Source organism: Sphingobacterium sp. UBA7855, from assembly GCA_002500745.1.
Lineage (GTDB): Bacteria > Bacteroidota > Bacteroidia > Sphingobacteriales > Sphingobacteriaceae > Sphingobacterium.
The window spans coordinates 1-23,879 of record DLST01000004.1; the positions used below are offsets into that span (position 1 = coordinate 1).

The following is a 23,879-nucleotide window of genomic DNA, read 5'->3' on the forward strand; positions in this document are numbered from 1 at the left end:
GTTTAATTTACACTCCCTTTTAATAAAACCTTTGGTTCGATTGTGCTTATTAATTCCTAGCTCACATTTCTTGCAGATTCTTACTTCTTTTCCAATATTGGTCTTTTTGAAAAACCAAATTTGGTCATATATAATATTGCAATTATCACACTTGCATCTTTCAAGTAGTAGTTTCCCCAAATACTTCTTATCAAATTTGAATCTATATTTTTGGTGTACTTTTAGGTTATTAGAACCTTTTGTCTTATTCAGTTTCTTATGTGCCTTAGCTCCTTTATTGAAGGTGAATAATGATTGAAAATACTTATGACGCTCTTTATAGCTAATGTCCGAATGTTCGGAGTTCAAATGTTGTTTCAGATCTTCCTTATTTGTAAAGTTGAAACTACAATAATTGCATTTATCCATAATTATGATCTTTGACAATGAAAGTAATCAATTATTTATATAAAAAAATGTCATGTGGGTTAGTATCAAATTTCACAGCAGTAATATGATGAATCTTTATATCTTGTATATCTATGGATAAGATAAAGTCTCGATGATCTTTATTTTTTGCGATAATTATATCCTTGTCCAACAGATCATCATAAAATTTCCGTTCAATAATTTTCTTTTTTCTACTTTTCTTCACCACACGATACTCCCACTCCCATCCCTCATCTGTATAGGAGCCTAAATCTACATCTAATTTCCATGAATAGGGTTTTACTTCTTTTTTTCCAAAAGTCCAGTGGTGAAAAAGCCAACTTAAGAATACTTATTTCTATTCTTTTATCAGGTTTGCATTTTTACACATTGCAATCCAAAAGTGAAAACAGCATATTTTATAAGCTAGATTTCAACAATAACGAAGGTATTGTTGAGGTTGAAAGGTCAATCTGGAAAATCCTAAACTGGAGTTTTCATTAGATTACCGTGCCTAGATTGATTTTCGTTCCTAATCTTTAATTCGTCGAGGAAATTGGAACTTTGGTATGGGGCAGTGTGGCATTCGTCGAGAAAACTTGGTAAAGTATATAATAAGATCTATACTTACTGCAAGAACTGAACCTTTACATTTCAAAATGAAAAAAATTAAAACCTTAACATTTCTTTTTGCGGCAGTAGCTTTATACTTCTTTAATTCTTGTTCCCAGTCCAGGGAGGATAAATATATCGGTTATTGGATTGAAGATGAGAAAGAGCATTCAGAAGTGCTTGAAATAAAGAAGAAGGGCGATAAACTGTATCTAAATAGTAAGGATATAGAAGTACCTGCAACATACAATAAAGAGGATAATACTCTGAGCGCCCAACTAACAAACGGTCTTGCCTCTGTAACCATTTTGATGAACCTGATGGAAGACGCTGATAAAATGAAAATGAGCATTGGGAGTAAGGGAACGAATTTTTCAAGGGTTTCAAAAGAAAAAGCAGTGTAATATAAGAAAGCGTATGAAGCTTATTACGACCCCAAATTTTTTGTCGGTGAATGGAAAAGCGATGTAGAAAAGGAAGCCTCCTTAAAAATTATCAAAGAAGAGAATTCATACTATTATGTTAGTGACTTTCTGGGAAAAAAGAAATTGTCTTACGATAGCAAGAAACATCTTCTGACTGGAAATATAGGGTTTTCGAGTATCACTTTTAGAAGAAGTGGTGATAAAGAGATTACCTATAGCAATCGGACATATAGAAAGTGGACTTGAATTTTTAATGGGCAATTCTGAAAACATTAAAAGACAGAATGACATAAATGCAGGAATCTATACCGCTAAAGCAGTTTAAGGACTTTGGATCCAAGGCGGGCGTGCTCCATTTGGTTATAAAAAGGAAGGTAAGAATGAGGACCGTCGTCTAGTAGTTAATGAAAGTGAAGCGATTGTCGTTAGATATATTTATGATGCTTTTATATCAGGAGTTGCATTATACAAAATTAAGGAAAAGGCTATAGAAATGGGTTTAAAACGTACGGCAACTACAGCCGTGGAACGAATTCTAACAAATCCTTTGTATTATGGATTCCAACATGTCAAAGCGTGGAAACATAATCCAGGTTGTTTATACCCACTAAAAAATCATGAACCTATTGTTGATCCAACGACTTGGAAGTTAGTAAATGAAAAAATAAAAAGAGGTAGTAAAGAACGGAAAATTTATGACGACAAGATTCCACTTCGTGGAGTTTTACGCTGCCACTGCGGAAAACTATTAACGGGTGCTGCTAGTAGAGGGAAAATGGGAAAATATTATTATTACTATAAATGTAGTATTGCTAGTGCCCATAATAATATAAATTCTGAAAAAGCTCACAAACAATTATCTGGTGCTTTAGAATTAATGAGTCTTCCTGAAAAATTAATATCCAGTATAAAGCAGAAGAGTGAGGTTGAGATGGAGATAACTTTAAAAGAACATAAGACATTATTAAAGCAGCACCAAATCGAATACGAGCAAGCAGGCGAAAAGCTTATGTCAATCGAAGAAAAATGGATTACAAATCGGATTCAACATGATACATATGAAAGATGGCATAATGAGTTGACTACTAAAAAAGAATCTCTTAAAGAACAAATTGAAAAGCTAAGACATAATGGAGATAGGACATTTTCATTGTTACGAGATCAATTATTTTATCTTTCAGACCTAAATTACGTCTATACAGAAGCTACCACAATAGAAAAGCAAGAACTCATTAAAATGGTGTTCGACGATTATTTATACTATGAAAATGGTATCTATCGAACTCCGTATATTATGGAGCTATTTATTCATAATGTATTGAAAATGAGAGAAATGGGTTGTTTAGATTATAAAAAAAACGGGATAATTTTTCAATTATCCCGTCAAGTGGAGCTGGAGAGATTCGAACTCTCGTCCAGTCATGGTACTGTATACGCTTTCTACATGTTTAGCTTCTCTTTAATTGTCGGGCGAGGGAAGGTGAGTCGCTTACCTATACCGTACGCCGTAGTTGCTGTTTCTCACAAGTGCTTAGCAACATCACACTTGCCAGTTCTATTGTTCGATGCCCCGAATGTTAAACCAAAGAACAGGATCTAACGGGACAAATAGCTATGTTAAGTCTAACTTAAGCAGCTAAGGCGTAGTTTTCTTCGCCAGTTATAATTCTGAAAGTTCAGATTAAAGTGCTCTACTAACAACGCACTACATGCTTACATAACCGTCTCCATCCTGTCAATTCCGGTCAACCCCAATTATGTCTTACAAAGGTACTATTTTTTTGCTTAATCGGCAAGATATGCGCGATTCTTGTTTAATACCTTGGTTCTGAATGGAAAACAATTGATACGTTAATAAAATTGCTTAAGAATCGAACCTTGTTTGATTGGCAGAGTGATCGCTTATTTTTTGCAGGGACTTTGATAGGCAAGGAAGTTCTGGATTGACTTATGTTTTCAATTAAAAAGCTGAATATTATATCCAGCTTTTTAATGATTTTATCAATCCAATTATTTGATCAACCCAGCTCTTTTCAATAAAGGTTCTACCGAAGGTTCTTGTCCGCGGAACCGTTTGTAAAGAACCATTGGATGTTCTGTGCCGCCTCTTGAAAGTATATTATCCTTAAATTTGGTTGCGATTTCCTTATTGAAAATACCGTTTTGTTTAAAGTAGTCAAATGCATCTGCATCCAGTACTTCCGCCCATTTATAGCTGTAATAGCCCGAAGAATAACCACCATTGAAAATATGGGAGAATGCTGTACTCATGGCATTTTCCTTGACATCGGGATAGAGTTTTGTTGAGGCAAACTGTTCGTCTTCGAATGCTTTCAGATCCGAGATAGAAGTTGGATCCTGTCCATGCCAGCCCATATCCAATAGCCCAAAGCTCAGTTGGCGCATAGTCGCCATCCCCTCAAGAAAGGAAGCGCTTTCGCGGATCTTTTCGACTAGTTCCATCGGGATCACTTCGCCAGTTTCATAGTGTTTGGCAAATAGCTCAAGGGCTTCTTTTTCATAGCACCAGTTTTCCATCACCTGACTTGGTAACTCGACAAAATCCCAATACACAGATGTTCCAGATAGTGTAGGGTAAGTGCTGTCAGCGAGCATACCATGTAGGGCGTGTCCAAATTCGTGAAATAATGTTGTCACTTCCTGAAAGGTCAACAACGAAGGTTTTGAAGCTGTAGGACGCGTAAAATTGCAAACAATAGAGACATGCGGACGCTCTTGCCTGCCATTTTGAATGTATTGTGGTTTGAACGATGTCATCCAGGCACCATTTCGCTTGCCTTTACGCGGGAAGAAGTCGGCATAGAAAATAGCGACTAATTCTCCATTGTCTTTACTGACCTCAAATGTTTGGACCTCTTCGTGGTAGGTGTCAATGGTGTCAACTTCTTTGAAGTTGATGCCAAACAAACGATGAGCCACTTCAAATGCACCATGCAAAACATTTTCGAGTTTGAAATAAGGTTTGAGCTTTTCATCGTCCAAATTAAAGCGTTCTTGTTTCAACTTTTCGGCATAATAAGCACCATCCCATTTTTCCAATTGGTCTATGCCATCCAAGTTTTTTGCAAATTGGGATAATTCTGCAAACTCTTTCACTGCTGCTGGTTTCGCTTTTCCAAGTAGGTCGTTTAGGAATTCGGTGACTTTGCTTGGATTTTGTGCCATACGTTCGGCAAGGACAAAGTCTGCATGGGTGGCGTAGCCTAATAATTTAGCTCGTTCGAAGCGAAGTTTTACAATTTTAAGGACATTTTCCACGTTGTTGTGCTCGTTGTCCTGAAAAGCTTTGCGGCCTGCGGCGAGGGTAATTTCTTTGCGAAGTTCTCGATTGTCGGCATAAGTGACAAAAGGAAGATAGCTCGGGAAATCCAGGGTAAAAAGCCAGCCTTCTTTTTCGTTGGCTTTAGCCAAAGCATGGGCAGCTTCTACAGCACCCTCTGGAAGTCCAGCAAGATCTTTTTCGTCTGTTACCAACAGCTGATAGGCATTGGTTTCGGCCAGGACATTCTCCCCGAATTTCAATTTTAAAAGTGATAGCTCGGCATCTATTTCGCGGAGTTTTTCTTTCTGTTCATCATTTAAAAGTGCGCCGTTGCGTACAAAATCCTTATAGGATTTTTCTAATAAGGTGGTTTGCTCTGCCGTCAATGTCAGTTGGTCCTTCTGATCGTATACAGCCTTAACCCTTTTGAAAAGATCAAAATTTAAGGTGATATCATTGCCTAAAGCAGATAGTTTTGGGGCAACATCCTGTGCGATCTTTTCGAGATCAGCATTGGTTTCAGCGGAATGGAGATTGAAAAAGATATTGGACAAACGATCTAGTGTCTGTCCAGAGTAGGACATAGCAGCGATTGTATTGTCGAAAGTTGCCGTTTCGGGATTGTTGACGATAGCATCGACTTCATCTTTTGTCTTCTGAATAGCTTCATCAAATGCGGGAATGTAATCTTCAATCTTTATCTGTGAAAACGGAGCTGTATCGTGCTGCGTTTTAAATTTCTCTGTTAAAATACTCATAGGAGTAAATGTAATAAATATTTATTTCAAGCGATAACATCTGCTTAAATTATGGGGCTGAGATGATATTTGACCGAATAGGCGTTTAGGCTACGCCGAAAATTTAGGAGGAAAATTAGAACTGCATAAAAAAAGAGCTCAGAGGAGCTCTTTTTTATATTTGGATAAGAGATTAGGCCAGTTTTCCTAATGCTTCTTTGATTCTTTTTAAAGCTTCGATCAAACTTTCGTCTGAGGCTGCATAAGACAAGCGGATGTAATTGTCGTTACCGAATGAATCTCCACCTACTGTAGCTACGTGACCAACATTCAATAAGTACAATGCCAAATCAGATGAGTTTTTAATGCCATTACCATCTTGGTCTTTTTTACCAAAGAACGAAGAGATTTCTGGGAAGAAATAGAATGCACCTTCCGGAAGATTTGTTCTTACGCCAGGGATTTCAGTCAATAGATCGTATACCAATTGGCGACGACGAGCGAAAGCTTCTTTCATTTTGTTGACAGATTCTAATCCTTGTTCATAAGCAACGATACCCGCACGTTGAGAAATTGAACAGGTACCTGAGGTTGTCTGTCCTTGTAACTTATCATTTGCGGCGGCAATGGTTTTGTTAGCAGCGATATAACCTAAACGCCATCCCGTCATTGCAAATGCTTTTGAAAAACCATTGATGATGATCACTCTATCTTTAATGCTTTCAAATTGTGCGATGGATTCGTGTTTGTCTACAAAGTTGATGTGTTCGTATATTTCATCCGATAAGATAAATACCTGTGGATGTTTTTCGAAAACTTCGGCTAATGCAGCCAACTCATCTTTGCTATAAACTGTTCCGGTAGGGTTGTTTGGCGAAGAGAACATGAACAATTTGGTTCTTGGTGTAATTGCCGCTTCCAATTGCGCTGGTGTAATCTTAAAGTTATTGTCGATTTCTGTATTGATAAATACCGATTTTCCTTCTGCTAAAACGACCATTTCGGAGTATGATACCCAATAAGGTGTTGGGATAATTACCTCATCACCAGGGTTGATCAAAGTCAAAATCACATTAGACAGGCTTTGTTTTGCACCTGTAGAAACAACAATTTGAGAAATATCATAATCTAAATTGTTTTCTGTCTTCAACTTGTTTACAATTGCCTGGCGCAATTCAGGGTATCCCGGTACAGGCGAATAACGCGTCCAGTTTTCATCTAGGGCTTTCTTCGCTGCATCTTTTACGTGCTCAGGCGTGTTGAAATCAGGTTCACCTACGCTAAGGCTAATTACATTAACGCCTTTTGCTGCTAATTCGCGGCCCAACTTGGTCATTTTAAGTGTAGCCGATTCGGACAAATTATTTATCCTGTCTGATAAGTATGATGATGTGCTCATGGTAAGACAAAGATATTACATACGTTGCAAATAATCCTCTTTATTTTTGATAATTTATAAAGAAAAATAGCCCTTTTATTGGGCTTTTTTAATAAAAAGGGCTGTCGGAGCGATTTAGCGCAGTTATTTACTTGTTTCTTGACTTCACATGTTTAAAACTAATCGATATGATCTGTCTTTATATCTTTACCTTTGTTCTCACAAAATGTTAGCAGGGCATCAATTTCATGGTTTGCTAACATAAGTTTTTTATAAAGATTACAAGCATCATGTCAAGACAAAGTAGATTGGTCTTATTATCGCTTTTCACCGGGATAGGTTTGATGGTCGTGAAGTTTTTTGCCTATTTTTTAACAGATTCCAGTGCAATCTTTACAGATGCTGCGGAAAGTATCGTTAATGTGGTCGCTTCTGGTTTTGCATTTTATAGTATTTATCTTTCAGCGCAGCCAAGGGATGAGAATCATCCTTATGGACATGGTAAAGTGGAGTTCTTCTCTGTATTTTTAGAAGGTGGACTTATTTTTATAGCTGGCGCGATAATATTAGCCAAAGCCTGTTACAATCTTTTTTTTCCCGCAGCGTTAACACATCTTGAACAAGGGATTTATCTGATAGGCATTACATCTGTGATCAATTTTGCAGTGGGATTCTATATCATGAAGCGTGGCCGTGCATTAGGATCCATTACTTTGGTGGCAGATGGAAAACATTTACAGGTAGATGCCTATAGCACGATCGGATTGATATTGGGTTTGTTGCTGATGAGATTGACAGGTTTCCAATGGATCGATGTTGTTATTTCCATTATACTGGGGCTTTTTATTCTCTTCAACGGTTATAAATTGCTTCGTCAGTCGATCGGAGGATTAATGGATGAATCGGATACAGCGCTCGTACAGGATGTCGTCGAAATCTTGGAGCACAATCGGAAAGATGAATGGATTGATGTTCATAATCTTCGTGTACAGCGCTATGGAAATGAGCTTCACGTTGATTGCCATCTTACACTTCCTAGTTATCTCGATCTCATTCAGGTACACGATGAAATCTCCGCTGTGGATAAAATTGTCAATAAAGAGATGTCGGTGCGGACTGAGTTTTTTGTTCATGCCGATCCTTGTCTCCCGCAGTGCTGCCAATATTGTCAGGTCGACAATTGCCCGATTCGTTCGGAGCAATTCCGAGAACGTATTTCTTGGGATACAGAAAATGTTACGCGGAATCAAAAACATTTTTTATATGCTATTGCCGAATAGCAAATGCGGTTTCTTTCTCTTACTTAATAACAATATTGTCTAGTCTGATTTCCTTGCGTATAGTAAACTAAAAAAAAGCTAGTTTATATAAATATATATAAAAAAAGGTATCTTTGCCTTTTAGCAAAAGAGTTTAAAAATCCTATATGAAGCACATTCGTAATTTCTGTATTATTGCGCATATTGACCATGGCAAAAGTACTTTGGCGGACCGCCTTTTAGAGTATACCAATACCATCAGTCAGCGTGAAGCACAGGCACAATTACTTGATAATATGGATTTGGAACGTGAACGTGGTATTACAATCAAGAGTCACGCCATCCAAATGAATTATAAGAAAGATGGTCAGGAGTATATCCTGAATCTGATCGATACCCCAGGACACGTGGATTTTTCCTATGAGGTTTCGCGTTCAATTGCTGCCTGTGAAGGTGCTTTACTGATCGTGGATGCCTCTCAAGGCATTCAAGCACAAACTATTTCAAATTTATATCTGGCGTTGGAACATGATCTGGAAATCATTCCGATCCTCAACAAAATGGATCTTCCCGGTGCTATGCCGGAAGAAGTAAAAGATCAGATTGTGGATTTGATCGGTGGTGACCGCAATGCGATTATTCCTGCATCTGGTAAAACAGGTCTTGGTGTTCCGGATATTTTGGAAGCTATTGTGGAGCGTATTCCACATCCAGTGGGTGATCCTGATGGACCTTTGCAAGCCTTGATTTTTGACTCTGTTTTCAACTCATTCCGTGGAATCATGGCTTATTTTAAAGTTGAAAATGGTGAGATTCGTAAAGGTGACCGCGTGAAATTTGTTGCTACTGGAAAAGAATATTTTGCCGATGAAATTGGTACGCTGAAGTTGAATCAAGTACCCAAAGAAGTCATTAAGACTGGTGATGTAGGTTATATTATCTCTGGTATCAAGGAGGCACGTGAAGTGAAAGTGGGGGATACCATTACGCATAAAGATCGTCCTTGTTCTGAGGCTATCCAAGGGTTTGAAGAGGTGAAGCCGATGGTCTTTGCGGGTATTTATCCCGTCGATACCGAAGATTACGAGGAGTTGCGTGAATCGATGCACCGTTTGCAGCTGAACGATGCTTCTTTGGTGTTTGAACCAGAGTCGTCAGCAGCGCTGGGTTTCGGCTTCCGTTGTGGTTTCTTGGGGATGCTTCACATGGAGATTATTCAGGAACGCCTGGAGCGTGAGTTTGATATGACCGTTATCACGACAGTTCCCAACGTATCGTATAAGGCCTATATGACTAAAGATAAAGAGGAGGTGATCGTCCATAATCCTTCTGATCTACCGGATCCAAGTAAATTGGATTCAATTGAAGAACCCTATATCAAAGCTAATATTATTACGAAATCGGATTTCGTAGGACCAATTATGTCACTTTGTATCCAGAAACGTGGTACGATCATGAACCAGCATTATTTGACTTCAGATCGTGTTGAATTGGTTTTTGAAATGCCAATGGGGGAAATTGTATTTGACTTTTATGATAAGTTGAAAACAATATCAAAGGGTTATGCTTCATTCGACTACCATCAGATCGGTTACCGTAAGTCAGATTTGGTCAAATTAGATATCCGCCTGAACGATGAGCCAGTTGATGCTTTATCTTCGTTGATTCACCGCAGCAATGCTTACGATTTTGGTAAAAAGATTTGTGAAAAGTTGAAAGAACTTTTGCCACGCCAACAATTTGAAATTCGTATCCAAGCGTCAATCGGTGCAAAAATTATCGCACGGGAGACGATCTCAGCTTTACGTAAAGATGTTACGGCAAAATGCTATGGTGGTGATATCTCCAGGAAGCGTAAGCTTTTGGAAAAGCAAAAGAAAGGTAAGAAACGCATGCGTCAGGTTGGGAACGTAGAGATTCCGCAATCTGCATTTATGGCGGTATTGAAATTAGATTAATCAAAATAACACAATAATGAAGGAGCTCTTGGGCTCCTTTTAAATACAATAAAATCTCCTAAACATGAATCTATTAGATGGTAAACTAGTTTCCGAAAAAATTAAAGAGCAAATTGCGTTAGATGCGGCTGAATTTACTACACAGACTGGCCGTAGGCCCCATCTGGTTGCTATCCTTGTGGGGAATGATGGTGGTAGCGAAACCTATGTAGCTAGCAAAATGCGCAACTGTCAACTAGTCGGCTTTGAATCAACAAACATTCGTTATGACGAAAACATAACAGAGGATGAATTGATCGCTAAGGTCAAAGAAATCAATCAGGATGAGTCTATCGATGGTTTGATTGTTCAGTTGCCTTTACCAAAACATATTGATCCGGATAAAGTTACCGAAGCAATTGATTACCGCAAAGATGTGGATGGTTTCCACCCGATCAACCTCGGTCGCATGCAACGTAATCTTCCTTGTTTTATTCCAGCTACACCATATGGTATTATGCTGATGTTGGAGTATTATAAGATCGATACCGCAGGAAAGCACGCTGTAGTGGTTGGAAGAAGCAATATCGTGGGATCCCCCATGAGTATCTTACTGGCTCGTAATTCTAATCCAGGTAATTGTACAGTGACATTAACACATAGTCGCACAAAAGATCTTAAAGCGGAAGTTTTGCGTGGAGACATCGTTGTTGCAGCAATTGGTAAGAAAAATTTTGTTACTGCAGACATGGTTAAAGACGGTGCAGTAGTGATCGATGTAGGTATCAATAGAGAAGTTTCTACAGAAACTAAATCTGGATTTAAGCTATATGGGGATGTTGATTTTGAAAATGTCGCTCCTAAAGCGTCGTGGATTACACCCGTACCTGGAGGAGTTGGGCTAATGACTATCGTGGGTTTATTGAAAAATACATTAGAAGCCGCGAAAGGAACAGTCTATCCAAAGCAATAATTTTTCTATTTGGCATAGAAGTTGTAAATTCATGTATATGTGCTCTGATGAGCATTTGAAAAACTACACTTATCAATCAATTTATAATGAAAAAAATTGCACTTTTAGCAGTCGTGGCAGGGACATTGGTGATGTCTTCTTGCAACAATTCGGAGAAAAGAGATACTGTATCTACCGATTCAGCTCAGACAGTTGGCGAGCACGTAGACGCAGCAATAGCAGATCTAAAAAATGCGGAGGAAAATGCTCGTTTAAAAGCCGAGCAGGCAAAAAAGGATTTGGATGAAGCTATTGCGAAAGGCGATAAAGAAGCGGAGGAAAAAGCTCGTGCAGCTTCAGAAGAAGCAAATACCGCATGGGAAAAAACGAAAGCAGCATTGCGTAATGCTGGAGAGGATGTGAAAGAGGGATTAAAAGACGCGAAAGATGCAACAGTAGATGCAACGAATACAGCAGTTGATAAAACAAAAGATGCTGCAAAAGATGTCGCTCAAGGCACGAAAAACGTTGCGAATGATGTCGCTAACGGTACGAAAGATGCTGCTAAAGATGTAAAAGATGCTTCCAAAAAAGTTGGTGACGATATTAGCAGAAAAGCTAAGAATGTTGGTGAAGCATTGAAGAACTAAAAACTATATTGAACCTTATTAATATAATAAAGGGACACATTAAACGGTGTCCCTTTATTATAAAGTTTCATTTTATAGTATAGGCTTAACTTTTTATTGATAATAATCCCATAGCAATTTGGAAAGTTTCCGGGTGAGGACTTCAGCTTCATTGGTTTTTCCCCAACTTTTATCAGCATTATTCTTGGTGAATATACTGAAAACATAATCTCCCTTCGGTGCATTGACTAAAATAACCTCATTACGTACATCGTCTAGAGATCCTGTTTTCGATGCCGTTTTTACAGTTGCCGGGATTTGTGAGAGCCCTCGTCCATCATAGAACATATTCCCCAAAAGGCGATACATCTGATCGGAAGATTTTGCAGATACAACTTTTCCTTCTCGGATCAATGTCACCAATTCAGCCATCTCCTTAGGGGTTGTCTGCCCCCAGCCATATCGTTCCCAATCCAATTTTCGTCCCTCAGTCTTTGAGTTGACAAGGGTGTTCACTAGTCGAAGGTCGGTCATTAATTTATTAATTGCGCCCCCACCTCCCGCGAGTTTCTGATTCCAGATACTGGTTACATTATCGCTATACGACAGCATTAGACCAATTAAGGTTTTTAGATCCACTTCTGTACTGTCATTAAAAAATTGCATGAGCCCAGAGCCACCATATTTTTGATTACTGCGGTACACCAATTGCTGGTCAAGCTGTAACTCACCTTTTTCAATTTTATCAAATATGCCAACTAAAATAGGTATTTTGACAATACTTGCAGTAGGAAAAATGCTGTCAGCCTGAATATTCACCTCTTTATTTTTTTTGAGATGATGTACATAAATGCCGACATCGCCCCGAAAACCTTGAACCAGCTGTTTTATTTTCGATTCGAGTTTTTTATCGGTGGAGGGTCTTTGCCCAAAGGACAATAGTGATAAAAAAACTAACGTAAATGATAGGAATATTTTGTGCATTGCGAACGTATAATACATGTTAAATGATGGATAATAGTTACTTTTATTATTTACAGGGCTTAAGTTATGAAATATCCATCATTCTTATGCATAAACACATATGAAAATAAACGGGATATTTTAACAGGGATATTGAAAAACTGATTAGTATATTATGAAATTATTTATGATTTTGATCGGCTGTAAACCGAAAAGTAGACGAACAGAGCAGCATGATATTTTCTTTGGAATTGGTGATGAGCTTAAAGATTTTGTCGATCCCATTAGAGATTTTTGGCCAGAGGCTGATGGTAAAATTCACATTGATGCTTACCGTATTGTCCATAAGGTCGGAGAGTATGAAATCAACATCGTTGAGAGGAGTGACGAACAAACTAATGATTCCGAATTGAAGTTGTTTTTTGTCAATTTAGGTGGCTACAAACCGAATGAATTTGATGAGTTCCACTACAAAGAAATTATTGTGGCATCCAGTTTGGCTAAGGCGACTGAAAAGGCTAAGCGTACTGTTTTTTGGAAGCACCACAGTTCGGCGCATATCGATGATAAGTATGGCTTGGATGTGGATGATATATATGAGATAGAGGATTTGCTAATACCAGCAGATAAGGATAAGTATTGTATTCAAATTAGACCAAATGTCGATCGGGAAGAGGATATTATATCTAACGGATATTTTAAACTAAGCGCGTTGTAGTTTACATATGTTCGTGATCTTTTTAAACAAAATAGGCTTCTTATAAAGAAGCCTATTTTGTTTAACCTATATTTTGTTGGTTCTGATGTTGTTTTCTAATGACACTATGCTTTTTACCATATACAAAGTAGATCAGCAATCCAATAGCAAGCCAGATCGCTAAACGTTCCCAACTTTCAATTGGCAATGAAGCCATCATTAAAATACAGACCAAGATACCCATGACCGGAACGAAAGGTACTAATGGCGTTTTAAATGGGCGTTCCAAATTAGGGTCAGTTTTGCGGAGCACTAGAATGCCTATGCAAACCAATGTAAAGGCAAACAATGTACCAATACTCACCATATGTCCAAGGTCCGAAACCGGAACAAAACCTGCGAATATACTCACGAATACCATAAAAATAGCATTGGTTTTCCAAGGTGTCTGTCTTTTAGATAGATCTGAAAATATCTTTGGCAGTAAACCATCTTTACTCATTGAATAAAATACACGGCTCTGACCAAGTAACATCACGAGAATAACTGAAGTATAGCCTGCAATAATCGTAATAATCAATGCTGTGTTTAGAAAATGATATCCTGTTTTCGCAAAAGCGGTAGCAACAGGTTTTGCGTCGCCTTTAAACATGGTATAGTTTTCAATACCAGTCATCACGTAGGAGAATAAGACATACAGAAGTGTGCAGATTATTAAGGAGCCGATGATGCCTATTGGCATACCTTTTTTAGGATCCTTTGCCTCTTGAGCAGCGGTGCTCACCGCATCAAAGCCTATGAATGCAAAAAATACAACGCCTGCTGCACGCAATACTCCACTGATGCCAAAGTGACCAAAATCATCACTCTTTAGAAATGACCAGAAGCTTTGTTGTCCACTTTTTACAAGCTCTTCACCTGCATTTACAGGAATAAATGGATCGTGGTTTGCCGGATTGATGAAGCTCCATCCCAAGGCGATAAAGATCAACACGACGCCGACTTTTAGAATCACCAATATATTGTTTACACGGGATGATTCCTGGGTGCCGCGCATCAATAGCAGCGAGAGTAAACAGACAATAACGATGGCAGGCAAATTGACAACTCCGCCTTCCCAAGGACCTTTGAGCAGGGTGTCTGGGAGTTGAATATGAAATATCATTAGAAGCTGATTGAAATACTGGGACCAGCTGACGGCTACTGTAGCTCCTGCTAATGCATATTCAAGTACAAGATCCCATCCGATAATCCAGGCAACAAATTCCCCCATTGTAGCGTACGAATATGTATATGCACTCCCCGCAACAGGAATCATAGAAGCAAATTCCGCGTAACAAAGACCTGCGAAGCCACAGCCTACTGCAGCGATGATGAAAGATAGGATAACAGCTGGACCGGCATTTTCAGCGGCAGCAATTCCTGTTAACGAGAAAAGGCCTGCTCCGATGATGGCCCCAACTCCCAGGGCGATTAGGCCCGAGCTCGACAGTGTCCTTTTTAGCGTGTGTTCACCATTTTCATTTGCCTCAGCAATCAGTTGAGGAATCGATTTTTTAAATAGCATAGGATTGATGATTTACGATTATTTAGCTTCTTAATTGTTTAATTAATGTCAAATATAAATGATATCAATGAAAAAAGGGAAGATTGCTCCTCCCTTTTGTAATAAATCTTAATCAAATGCTTATTTGGGTACTAATAGGCTGCTGTAAAGCGTTTATTGAGGAATTGTTTTTTTTCAATTTCATCTACTATTGCTACTGCAAGATCCTCAACTGATAGTCTAGAACGACCCTCCTGATCAAATACAGGAGTATCAAGGCCTGTGCGGTATTTTCCGGTACGTGTTCCACCAGCATGTGAATTCATTTCTATAGCAGGACTAAACATGGTCCAGGTAAGTTGATCTTCTTTCTGGATGGTATTCAGATAATCTGCTGCAGCTAATGCCCCAGGTTTAATTTCTTTGGGAAAATCCGGTGAATCGACCAGTCTATTCCCATCAATCAATAAACTCCCGGCACCACCAATAACAATGAAACGATTGATACCGGCATCTTTAACAGCCTGTTGGATGGCCAATGCACCTTTTGTAAAATCTTCATAAAGATTAGGGTTGGTCCATCCGGCATTGAAAGCCGAAACAACAACATCAACACCTTTTAGCGCAGAAACCAATTGATTATTATCATTGATATCTACTTGGAGTTTGGTTACTTTTTCACTCGATGTAATATTTTCGATGTGGCGGGCGATGGCGACTACGTCATAGTTACGGTCTACCAATTCTTTTACGAGATGAGATCCTACGTATCCTGTGGATCCAATTACTGCTACTTTCATGTTTCCTTTAATTAAATGTTTTGCTAAAATCAGCCAGGGTTATCTTTTCCAAACGCTGTACAATATCAGTGTCGACTTCCTGATACAGATCCTGGAGTTTGGAGTTGATATTTTTGCCCACAATACAGGCCGGATTGGGATTGTTAAATTTCCCGCCGAAATCGGTTTGCTTGGTGCTGATATAAATATCAGCCAAGGTAATCGTTGGATTCTCGGGATTTATGCGAATACCGCCACCCTTACCTTCTTTACTTGTCAGTAAAGATGCTGTTTTGAGAGATGCAATTTCTTTGCGAACCACACTTGCATTGACCTGGATGCTTGACGCAATATATTCAGAAGAAAGCCATTGATTTGACTCTTCTAACTGTGCCAGAACCATAATGTGTAATGCTGTTGCGAACCTCAAGTTGTGTAACATCCTCTGCTGATTTTTCTAAATTATAACACAAAGTAACAGAAAAGGTTTTAAACTGAAATAAAAATTATTACAGTTTAAAACCTTCTGACAATCACGTGATAAAAGTGTTTGTCTTTTATTTTTTCTCGTTAAATTTTTTATAGCTATCCATGATATAGACCTTCAGAGTCTCTTGGCTGCTGTTTTGAATAAATTTATAGGAAGGTCTAAACCTTTCCTTAAATAGGGCTAGGCTCGAACCACTGAGTGGAGTCAATTCTTTAATCAGATTCTCTGTAAATTTTCTGTCAACTGCTCTCTTCTCGAGTTCAGCTACCAGTAATTTATAATTTGAACGAGCTTGTTTTCCCTCTTTACTAAATATACGACTTGGAGAAATCCGTATGCCCCCGCGGTTCTGAGTTGCGTCCGAATATTTTCCTGCAGTCTTTTCGCGTTGTATTTCAGTAGCGAGTCTACTATCGGTCATCCGTTCGACAACAACTTCATTCAGCTGAATCACATTATTTATTCTGTTCAAATAGATTCTCCTCAGGCTATTATCGTAAATAAAGACTGTATCTTGTTCATAACCTACAGCTTTAATTAAAAGCAGGTCGTTAATCGCGGCATCAATAGCGAATGAGCCATCTCTATTAGTCTGTACTTCAGCCTTTGTTCTTAGATTTTGAATTTGTGCAGCTTCGATTTTCTCACCGCCGACCAGTTCCATAATAATTCCCTTTGTCTTTTCCTGTGCAATGAGATGTCCACTCATTAGCATAAGAAGTGAGCAGCTTAGAATCGCTTGTAATATTTTCATTCGAATAATTATAGTTATGTATTTTCAATCTATATATACAGTGTATTTACTATTTTGTTTATCAGCCTATTATCATGATCGTTTTATCACGATCGTTCTTTAGCCAAATAATTGTTCTTTCTTCAAAAGTAAAGAATACAATTTGAAATTGGCTAATTTGCTTTCCATGAGTTATTGTCAGGATTCTTATCCGGCATCACCATGTCTGGATCTATTTGTACGGATTGTAATGATTCTGCGGTTGGTATTTTAAACTGCCATACAGTATTCCTCTCCCATATTTCCACTGGCAGTTTTTTGCGTATCTTTTTTCCGGATACGGTTGTTGCTTCCACAGTCACGGGCATCGGCAATTTTTCCAAGTTCTCAATGGTAATAAGGGCACCAAATTTGGGATTATTGTTGACATAGGAAACAGACTTTATACTTTGGTCCATTTGCCAATTATTGACAAACCAGCCGCGCCAGAACCAATTTAGATTTTCTCCAGTACCATTTTCAATGGCTTTGAAGAAATCCTCAGGAGTCGGGTGTTTGTATGCCCAATCTTGGATGTACTTTTTGAAAGCATAATCGAATCGTTCAGAGCCGATAATTTCGTTCCGCAATAATTTAAGTCCATATGCCGGTTTGTAATAGACAAGAGCCCCAATATTACGTTCTTTCATATTTTGAGGTGTACTCATGATTGGTTCAAGATTACGGGCAGTAAATAGGTAAGATCTGCTAGCCTGACTGCGGTAATATTCGCCATTGTTAAATTCCTTTGTCGCAAGTTCATTTATAAATGTATTAAACCCTTCGTCCATCCATCCATGCTCACGTTCATTGGATGCAACAATCATTGGAAACCAATTATGACCAAATTCGTGGTTAGTGACTCCCCATAGGGATCCTGCTTTGGCTTGATGTCCACAAAATGAAAGAGCTGGATACTCCATACCACCAACATTGGAAGCGACATTGACAGCTACTGGATAGGGGTATTCAAACCAGCTTTTTGAATAGATTTCAATGGCCGCTTTCGTGTATTCTGTCGAGCGTTCCCAGGCATTGTTACTGTTACTTTCAATTGGATAGGCTGACAAAGCGAGGGATTTTTTCCCACTAGGCAGATTGATCTTCGCACCATCTAATATAAATGCCGTAGAGGACGCCCAGGCAATGTCTTGCGCATTATTAAGTTGGTACTTCCATGTTAAGGTTTTTTTGTCGGGTCTGGAGTTTTTGGCGTTAACTTCTTCTGCAGAGCGGATGATCACGGTCTCATCGCTGCGCTGTGCCTGTTGGTATCGCTTGAGTTGCTCAGCCGTAAATACTTCCTGTGGGTTTAACAATTCGCCACCCAATACAACTATGTGGTTTGCCGGGGTGGTGATCTCAACCTGGTAGTTTCCGAATTCACGATAGAACTCTCCTGGTCCCGTATAAGGAAGAGTATTCCAGCCTCTAATGTCGTCATAGACACACAGTCTTGGGAACCATTGCGCAATGGCATAGATTTTTCCGTTTTTTGTGTCAAGTATACCTGTACGGTCCGCACCGTATTTTGGAACGGTGTATTGGTATTTAATCTTAAAAGTTATTTTTCCACCTTTGCTTTTTAACGCAGCAGGAAGTCGAAGTTGCATGCGAGTATCGTTAATGATATGTTCGATCGTATTTCCGTTAACATCCGTAACAGATTGTATCTGATATCCGCCGTCAAAAGTTGAGTTGCCATCACCGTAACGGCTGTCGGTCAAGGGGGAGATCAATTGACCACGTCCATGTTGTGAAAACATATTTTGATCTAATTGCAACCATAGATAGTCCATATTGTCTGGGCTATTGTTACTATAGGTAATCTCAACTGCTCCTGTAATTTGATCATTTTGATCGTTCAAGGAAGCCTGTATTTTGTAGTCTGCTGCATTTTGCCAGTACGCCGGTCCTGGCTTTCCGGAAGCCGAGCGATAGTCATTGCCATTGTTTTTAAAGAATAGGGGAGCAAAGGCTTCGATATAGCTGTAGTTGGATGTTTTCTCCTGTGCAAAAACTGGATAAGCATAGCTCAACGCAACAAGGCTTAAACAAGCCAGAGCAATTCTTTTCATCATACTTTTATTTAAATTATATTTATGTGCTCCAATATACAATGAAAAGTACACTGAGCCAAAAAAAACGCGAACGACGTTTGATAATATACGGGATAAAAGAAGAATTGAAAGCCTTATTTTGGATAATCGGAGGCTTTTTAGCGCCTCCGTTGCGGAGAGTCTTTTGAAACTATTTTAAATTTGTTACGTACTCTTCTTCATTAAAACCGAGTAATATACCTTTCTTGTATTCAATAACAGGACGCTTAATCATACTTGTATTTTCTTGAAGTATTTTATTGGCGCTATCACTGTCAATGACTTGCTCTTGAGTTTCCGGAGACAACTTTTTCCACGTAGTTCCCTTTTTATTCACCAGAGCTTGCCAGTCTACCTGTGTTTCCCATTCTTTTAATTTATCCACACTGACTCCTTCTTTTTTGAAATCATGAAATTGAAAGGGAACATTATTGTCTTCCAACCATGTAAGTGCTTTTTTTACTGTGTTACAATTTTTGATTCCGTATACCTGTAGCATAATAGTGACTATTTGGTGAATCCAAATTTAATCAATCCCGATATAATTTTTAAAATAATTCATATTTCTGAATATTTCCAGAATGCCTTATCTGTAACAATAATAATTTTGGATATCTTGTTGTCGACGCCAATGAAAAAAGGAGCAGCCGGAAAGTTCCAATTCGTTGGGACAGTCAGGGTTTTATGATTTGTCAAGATTCTATCTAATTTTTGAAGTGATAGTGTATTTAGTACACTATAAAAATTAGGAAGTAATAATAATTTTTAATAATTTAGTAGCTTCAAGTTTAATGAAAATTTAAAATAAATCAATAACAGAAATATGAGCCTAAAAGATTTTAAAGGTGTATTGACAGGTGATCAAGTACAAGAGTTGTTCGAGGTTGCGAAGAAACATAAGTTTGCTTTGCCTGCGGTAAATATTATCGGAACAAACTCTATCAATGCGGTTATGGAAACTGCGAAGGCAGTAAATTCGCCTGTAATTATTCAATTGTCAAATGGTGGAGCGCAATTCTACGCTGGTAAAACTTTGAACAACGATAATTTACAAGCTTGCGTATTGGGAGCAGTATCTGCAGCACAACATGTTCATTTATTAGCTGAGCATTATGGTGTAGCAGTTATTCTGCATACAGATCACGCAGCTAAGAAACTCTTACCTTGGATTGACGGCTTGTTGGACGCTGGTGAAAAATTCTTTGCTCAGCATGGTAAACCATTATTCTCTTCACATATGTTGGACCTTTCGGAGGAACCTATTGAGGAGAACATTGAAATTTCAGCAAAATATTTGGCTCGAATGAAACCACTAGGTATGACTGTAGAAATTGAGTTAGGCGTTACAGGTGGAGAAGAAGATGGTGTTGACAACTCAGACGTAGATAGTTCAAAATTGTATACTCAGCCCGAGGAAGTTGCTTATGCTTTTGAAGAATTATCGAAGGTATCTGACAAATTTACAGTGGCAGCTGCATTTGGAAATGTTCACGGTGTATACAAACCAGGTAATGTAAAGTTACAGCCAGTTATTTTGCATAATTCACAAGAATATATTCGTGAAAAATATAATCTTGATGCTGAAAAGCCAGTAAATTTTGTATTCCATGGTGGATCTGGTTCTTCTCCTGAAGAAATTGCAGAAGCGATTTCGTATGGTGCAATCAAGATGAATATCGATACAGATATGCAATGGGCATTCTGGGACGGTGTGAGAGCATACGAAGCGAAAAACCATGATTATTTGCAAGGACAGATCGGTAACCCAGAAGGAACTGATTCTCCAAATAAAAAATATTACGATCCGCGTGTATGGTTGCGTAAAGGTGAGGAAGCATTTGTTGCCCGTTTAAAAGAAGCATTCGCTGACTTGAACGCTGTAGATGTAAATAGTAAGCTGTAATCCAAGAAAGGAATAGCACAGAAAAAACGCCCTCAGAGAGGGCGTTTTTTCTATGTCAAAATAGGTTAAATATATCGTTTTTGATAGCAATTGGCTTGTTTTTTGACAATCAATGCTAAAAAGTCAAATAAATATGAAATTTTTAGGAGTTAGTGTAATACTTTTATTAATGGCCCAAGTCAGCTTTGGGCAGATAAAGCAAAATGTTGGCGATTTTTCTTCAGTATTAGCGACCGACAAGATTCAAGTTGAGCTGATTAAATCAAATGAGTCTTTGGTTACCTTCGAGGGACAAAATCACGAGAATGTTAAGGTAGTAAACACCAACGGATCCTTGGTGTTGAAAATGAATACGTTGAATATGCTTCAAGGAGGCAATATCTCTGTTAAAGTATATTATAAAACTTTGGGCAATGTTGAAGCGAAAAAGGGAGCTAAGGTATTTGCGACAAAAGATAATACAATTTCGGCAGATCACTTAAAGGTGTATGCTTCAGAGGGGGGGCTGGTAGATTTGTATGCTGACGTAAAAACAGCTGAGATCAAAGTCACTTCGGGTGCTACAATAGCGCTGTATGGAAAGGCAAATAAACAAGAGATTATCTCGAATTTTGGAGGCAAATATGAGGGGAAAGATTTTAAGACTTCCACGACGATGGTTACTGTTAATGGTGGCGGTAAAGCAGATGTTCATGCCACTGATTCCATCGAAACAAAAACTCGCGGCGGTGGTGTCATTGATGTTTATGGAAAACCAGAACAACGCGTAGAAAAGAAAATGGCGGGCGGAACAGTTAACTTTAAATAAGTTATACTGTCTTGAATTTGTCAATTTTATCTTATATAGATTTTATTGATTTTTATCAAGTGAACTCAAATCTAATGTAAAAGATCAATAAAAAGGGTTTAGTCAAATGCTTGAAGTAATTTTTGTTTAACCTTTTTATTAAAAAGGTCAGTAGTTTTGTTTTTCTAGTCAAAAACCTTCTTCATTTGTGACTAAAATAGTTATTTTTGTGCGGGAATAATAAAAAAATAGTAATATGGCGAAGCGTAATTATGTTTCAAATTCAACGGAGTCTACGCGCATGTTCAAAAGTGACTTTTTGGAGTCATTGACGAAAGTGCATTGGAGTGTACCTTTGATTTTCTATGTACCTGTGGTGGCTTTCTTTTCGTATAAGGCTTTAGTTTGGGGAGATATTCCCTTCTTAACATACATTGGGTATTTTGTTTTTGGCTTGGCTTTTTGGACTGCTTTTGAATATGCTCTACATCGATGGGTATTTCACTATCACCCCACGACGGAGTGGGGGAAAAGAGTGGCTTTTATTTTCCATGGTGTACATCATGATTACCCAAGAGACCGTATGCGTTTGGTGATGCCGTTGTCAGCGAGTATTCCGCTAGCTTTACTGGTGTATCTTGGATTCACATTATTTTTTTCAAATGAGTTTATCTTAGCCTGCTTTTTTTCAGGTTTTATGGTGGGGTATTTAATCTATGACGAATGTCATTATGCGATGCATCATGCTAATTTTAAAAGTGGTATTTTCAAACGGATCAAGCAGCACCATATGTTGCACCATTACTCGGATCCAGAAAAAGGATTTGGTGTAAGCTCTTCCTTATGGGATGAAATTTTACGCTCAGGTTTCGAAGAAAAGCAACCCAAAAGAGATTCTACTTCCTTAAAGGAAGAAAAAGCATAAATTGACTCACATCAACTAGAAAAGCCCTGGGAGTTTCCGAGGGCTTTTTTCATGGATTACTTTTTCTTTTTATTTAACAATGCCATCAAGTAGCCTTTGTAGGCTAACTTTAGATCAATGGTTTCTTGTTGGGGTTGGCGTGTAGATATTCTAGCTTGAACTGAAACATTTGGGCCATTTTTTGCGCACGCCATTTGGCTTCTTCGGCCTTTTGTCCACTGTATAAGGCATCTACTGTTGCTTCGAATAATTTGAGCCATTGACCAAAATGTTGCGCATCGATGGGTAAATTAATATGAGGTGGAAAGGGGCTGCCAAAATAACGATGTTCATCCAATAGGATAGTCTGCCAGAAACTATACATCTTTTCAAGATGAATTGCCCAATTGTCTTGGATTCTTTTTTTAAAAATAGGTCCGAGCAAAGTATCGTTACGTATCGTCGTATAAAATTGATCTACTAATACTTTAATGTCATCGAGTGTTTGAATATCTTGTTTCATCGGCGTATGATCTAAGCTCATGAATAAAGACCTATAGCTGGATCAAAAGCTTCTTCATGATGTTTATATAGATTAAATGTAGTGACATTTATGGAGAATCGCATCACTTGGATGTAAAGATCTCTCGTTGAAATATTGTAATTCTCTTTTATTGTCAGTAAATTGACTCAATACTAAGGAAAAACATATGGGAAAATACCTTCTTTTAATCCTATTATCGATGGGATTTTATGCTGTCGGTGCGCAGGTTACAACAATTTCGATCAATAAGGAAAATTTTCAATCTTCTGGTTTTCCATTTAAGGGGAAGCGTGTGTTACAAGTGGAACGCATTCAAACTCCAAAAGAAGATAATTATATAGTGTTTTCAAAAGAGGAGCGGGGTGCTGACCCGGACAAACTTTATGTACAACAATTTCAGCAGATCAATGGAATGTGGCAGCTTGTGGCTGATGAATTGATATCCGAAGAAGGGATCGTTACTTCGATTTGGGAATCTCGAAAGGCGTTTTTTGATGCCGATAAGGATGGTAAATTGGATGCATTATTTATCTATTCAAGGCATCCCAAGGATGACCTAAAAAAGCAGCTTAGCTGTATTGGCCTAGTTCTTTATAAGAATAAGTTTTATCGCATCCGCTCGGAGGAAGCAGACGGTTATAGTCAAACAACGTTTTCAGACGATTATGCGTCTCTACCGGTTGAGGTAAAAGAAAATGTGGAACGTTATTGGAACAATCTGGATAAAAGATAATTTACCGTACTGCGCTGGAATCGAGGGTGTAAACTGAACTGT

The 23,879-nt window shown here is 38.4% G+C and carries 21 protein-coding genes, 1 other RNA gene and 1 pseudogene; 11 read left to right on the forward strand and 12 right to left on the reverse strand.

Annotation, left to right across the window (positions count from 1 at the left end):
• Positions 1-408, reverse strand: a 408-nt coding sequence (locus B2107_RS03780) for a hypothetical protein (protein WP_293953271.1), incomplete at its 3' end; no start/stop codon positions are given.
• Positions 409-1,067: 659 nt separating this feature from the next.
• Here B2107_RS03780 and B2107_RS03785 point away from each other — a divergent pair.
• Both B2107_RS03785 and B2107_RS21875 read left to right on the forward strand, forming a co-directional pair.
• On the forward strand, positions 1,068-1,424 hold the full coding sequence (locus B2107_RS03785) for a hypothetical protein (protein WP_293953273.1): 357 nt from the start codon (positions 1,068-1,070) through the stop codon (positions 1,422-1,424).
• 439 nt (positions 1,425-1,863) lie between these two features.
• Positions 1,864-2,106: pseudogene (locus tag B2107_RS21875) on the forward strand (recombinase family protein); the annotation flags it as partial.
• Positions 2,107-2,830: 724 nt separating this feature from the next.
• On the opposite strand, the gene ssrA reads toward B2107_RS21875, so the two are convergent.
• The 3 genes from ssrA to B2107_RS03800 all read right to left on the reverse strand — a co-directional run bounded on the left by ssrA (position 2,831) and on the right by B2107_RS03800 (position 6,864).
• Positions 2,831-3,198, reverse strand: a transfer-messenger RNA (tmRNA) gene (gene ssrA, locus B2107_RS03790).
• 257 nt (positions 3,199-3,455) lie between these two features.
• Positions 3,456-5,486 (reverse strand): M3 family metallopeptidase, encoded by a 2,031-nt coding sequence (locus tag B2107_RS03795; RefSeq protein WP_293953275.1) that lies wholly within the window; start codon positions 5,484-5,486, stop codon positions 3,456-3,458.
• A gap of 172 nt (positions 5,487-5,658) precedes the next feature.
• Positions 5,659-6,864 (reverse strand): pyridoxal phosphate-dependent aminotransferase, encoded by a 1,206-nt coding sequence (locus B2107_RS03800; RefSeq protein WP_293953277.1) that lies wholly within the window; start codon positions 6,862-6,864, stop codon positions 5,659-5,661.
• Positions 6,865-7,133: 269 nt separating this feature from the next.
• Between B2107_RS03800 and B2107_RS03805 the strand changes: the two genes are divergently transcribed.
• The 4 genes from B2107_RS03805 to B2107_RS03820 all read left to right on the forward strand — a co-directional run bounded on the left by B2107_RS03805 (position 7,134) and on the right by B2107_RS03820 (position 11,641).
• Positions 7,134-8,123, forward strand: coding sequence for a cation diffusion facilitator family transporter (locus tag B2107_RS03805; RefSeq protein WP_293953279.1), 990 nt, complete (start codon positions 7,134-7,136; stop codon positions 8,121-8,123).
• Positions 8,124-8,269: 146 nt separating this feature from the next.
• The gene (gene lepA / locus B2107_RS03810; RefSeq protein WP_293953281.1) at positions 8,270-10,060 is read left to right on the forward strand and encodes a translation elongation factor 4; all 1,791 of its coding nucleotides are present in this window, start codon (positions 8,270-8,272) and stop codon (positions 10,058-10,060) included.
• Positions 10,061-10,124: 64 nt separating this feature from the next.
• The gene (locus B2107_RS03815) at positions 10,125-11,012 is read left to right on the forward strand and encodes a bifunctional 5,10-methylenetetrahydrofolate dehydrogenase/5,10-methenyltetrahydrofolate cyclohydrolase (protein WP_293953283.1); all 888 of its coding nucleotides are present in this window, start codon (positions 10,125-10,127) and stop codon (positions 11,010-11,012) included.
• An 86-nt stretch (positions 11,013-11,098) separates the two neighbouring features.
• The gene (locus B2107_RS03820; protein ID WP_293953285.1) at positions 11,099-11,641 is read left to right on the forward strand and encodes a hypothetical protein; all 543 of its coding nucleotides are present in this window, start codon (positions 11,099-11,101) and stop codon (positions 11,639-11,641) included.
• A gap of 93 nt (positions 11,642-11,734) precedes the next feature.
• Here the strand turns inward: B2107_RS03820 and B2107_RS03825 are convergent, their stop codons facing one another.
• Positions 11,735-12,604 (reverse strand): serine hydrolase, encoded by an 870-nt coding sequence (locus B2107_RS03825; protein ID WP_293953287.1) that lies wholly within the window; start codon positions 12,602-12,604, stop codon positions 11,735-11,737.
• Positions 12,605-12,758: 154 nt separating this feature from the next.
• On the opposite strand from B2107_RS03825, the gene B2107_RS03830 reads away from it, so the two are divergent.
• A complete protein-coding gene (locus B2107_RS03830) occupies positions 12,759-13,301 on the forward strand; it encodes a DUF1543 domain-containing protein (protein WP_293953288.1) in 543 nt (180 codons plus the stop codon).
• Between the two features lie 61 nt (positions 13,302-13,362).
• On the opposite strand, the gene B2107_RS03835 is transcribed toward B2107_RS03830, so the two are convergent.
• From B2107_RS03835 to B2107_RS03860, 6 genes are all read right to left on the reverse strand, one after another.
• Positions 13,363-14,847: an amino acid permease gene (locus B2107_RS03835; RefSeq protein ID WP_293953291.1), complete on the reverse strand. Its 1,485-nt coding sequence runs from the start codon at positions 14,845-14,847 to the stop codon at positions 13,363-13,365.
• A gap of 131 nt (positions 14,848-14,978) precedes the next feature.
• Positions 14,979-15,626, reverse strand: a complete 648-nt coding sequence (locus B2107_RS03840; protein WP_293953293.1) for an NAD(P)-dependent oxidoreductase — start codon at positions 15,624-15,626, stop codon at positions 14,979-14,981.
• Positions 15,627-15,633: 7 nt separating this feature from the next.
• Positions 15,634-16,047: an Rrf2 family transcriptional regulator gene (locus tag B2107_RS03845; RefSeq protein ID WP_201638667.1), complete on the reverse strand. Its 414-nt coding sequence runs from the start codon at positions 16,045-16,047 to the stop codon at positions 15,634-15,636.
• A 115-nt stretch (positions 16,048-16,162) separates the two neighbouring features.
• Positions 16,163-16,849, reverse strand: a complete 687-nt coding sequence (locus B2107_RS03850) for a hypothetical protein (protein WP_293953299.1) — start codon at positions 16,847-16,849, stop codon at positions 16,163-16,165.
• Positions 16,850-17,001: 152 nt separating this feature from the next.
• On the reverse strand, positions 17,002-18,948 hold the full coding sequence (locus B2107_RS03855; protein WP_293953301.1) for a M1 family metallopeptidase: 1,947 nt from the start codon (positions 18,946-18,948) through the stop codon (positions 17,002-17,004).
• Between the two features lie 169 nt (positions 18,949-19,117).
• Positions 19,118-19,465 (reverse strand): ArsC family reductase, encoded by a 348-nt coding sequence (locus B2107_RS03860; protein ID WP_293953303.1) that lies wholly within the window; start codon positions 19,463-19,465, stop codon positions 19,118-19,120.
• Between the two features lie 324 nt (positions 19,466-19,789).
• Between B2107_RS03860 and fbaA the strand changes: the two genes are divergently transcribed.
• The 3 genes from fbaA to B2107_RS03875 all read left to right on the forward strand — a co-directional run bounded on the left by fbaA (position 19,790) and on the right by B2107_RS03875 (position 22,581).
• A complete protein-coding gene (gene fbaA, locus B2107_RS03865; protein ID WP_293953305.1) occupies positions 19,790-20,869 on the forward strand; it encodes a class II fructose-bisphosphate aldolase in 1,080 nt (359 codons plus the stop codon).
• Between the two features lie 133 nt (positions 20,870-21,002).
• Complete coding sequence (locus B2107_RS03870) at positions 21,003-21,677, forward strand: head GIN domain-containing protein (RefSeq protein WP_293953307.1); 675 nt, start codon at positions 21,003-21,005, stop codon at positions 21,675-21,677.
• A 235-nt stretch (positions 21,678-21,912) separates the two neighbouring features.
• Complete coding sequence (locus B2107_RS03875; protein WP_293953309.1) at positions 21,913-22,581, forward strand: sterol desaturase family protein; 669 nt, start codon at positions 21,913-21,915, stop codon at positions 22,579-22,581.
• A gap of 109 nt (positions 22,582-22,690) precedes the next feature.
• On the opposite strand, the gene B2107_RS03880 is transcribed toward B2107_RS03875, so the two are convergent.
• A complete protein-coding gene (locus B2107_RS03880; RefSeq protein WP_293953311.1) occupies positions 22,691-23,083 on the reverse strand; it encodes a group III truncated hemoglobin in 393 nt (130 codons plus the stop codon).
• A gap of 187 nt (positions 23,084-23,270) precedes the next feature.
• On the opposite strand from B2107_RS03880, the gene B2107_RS03885 reads away from it, so the two are divergent.
• Entirely contained in the window at positions 23,271-23,837 is a 567-nt protein-coding gene (locus B2107_RS03885) for a hypothetical protein (protein ID WP_293953313.1), read from the forward strand.
• The last annotated feature ends 42 nt before the right edge of the window (positions 23,838-23,879 follow it).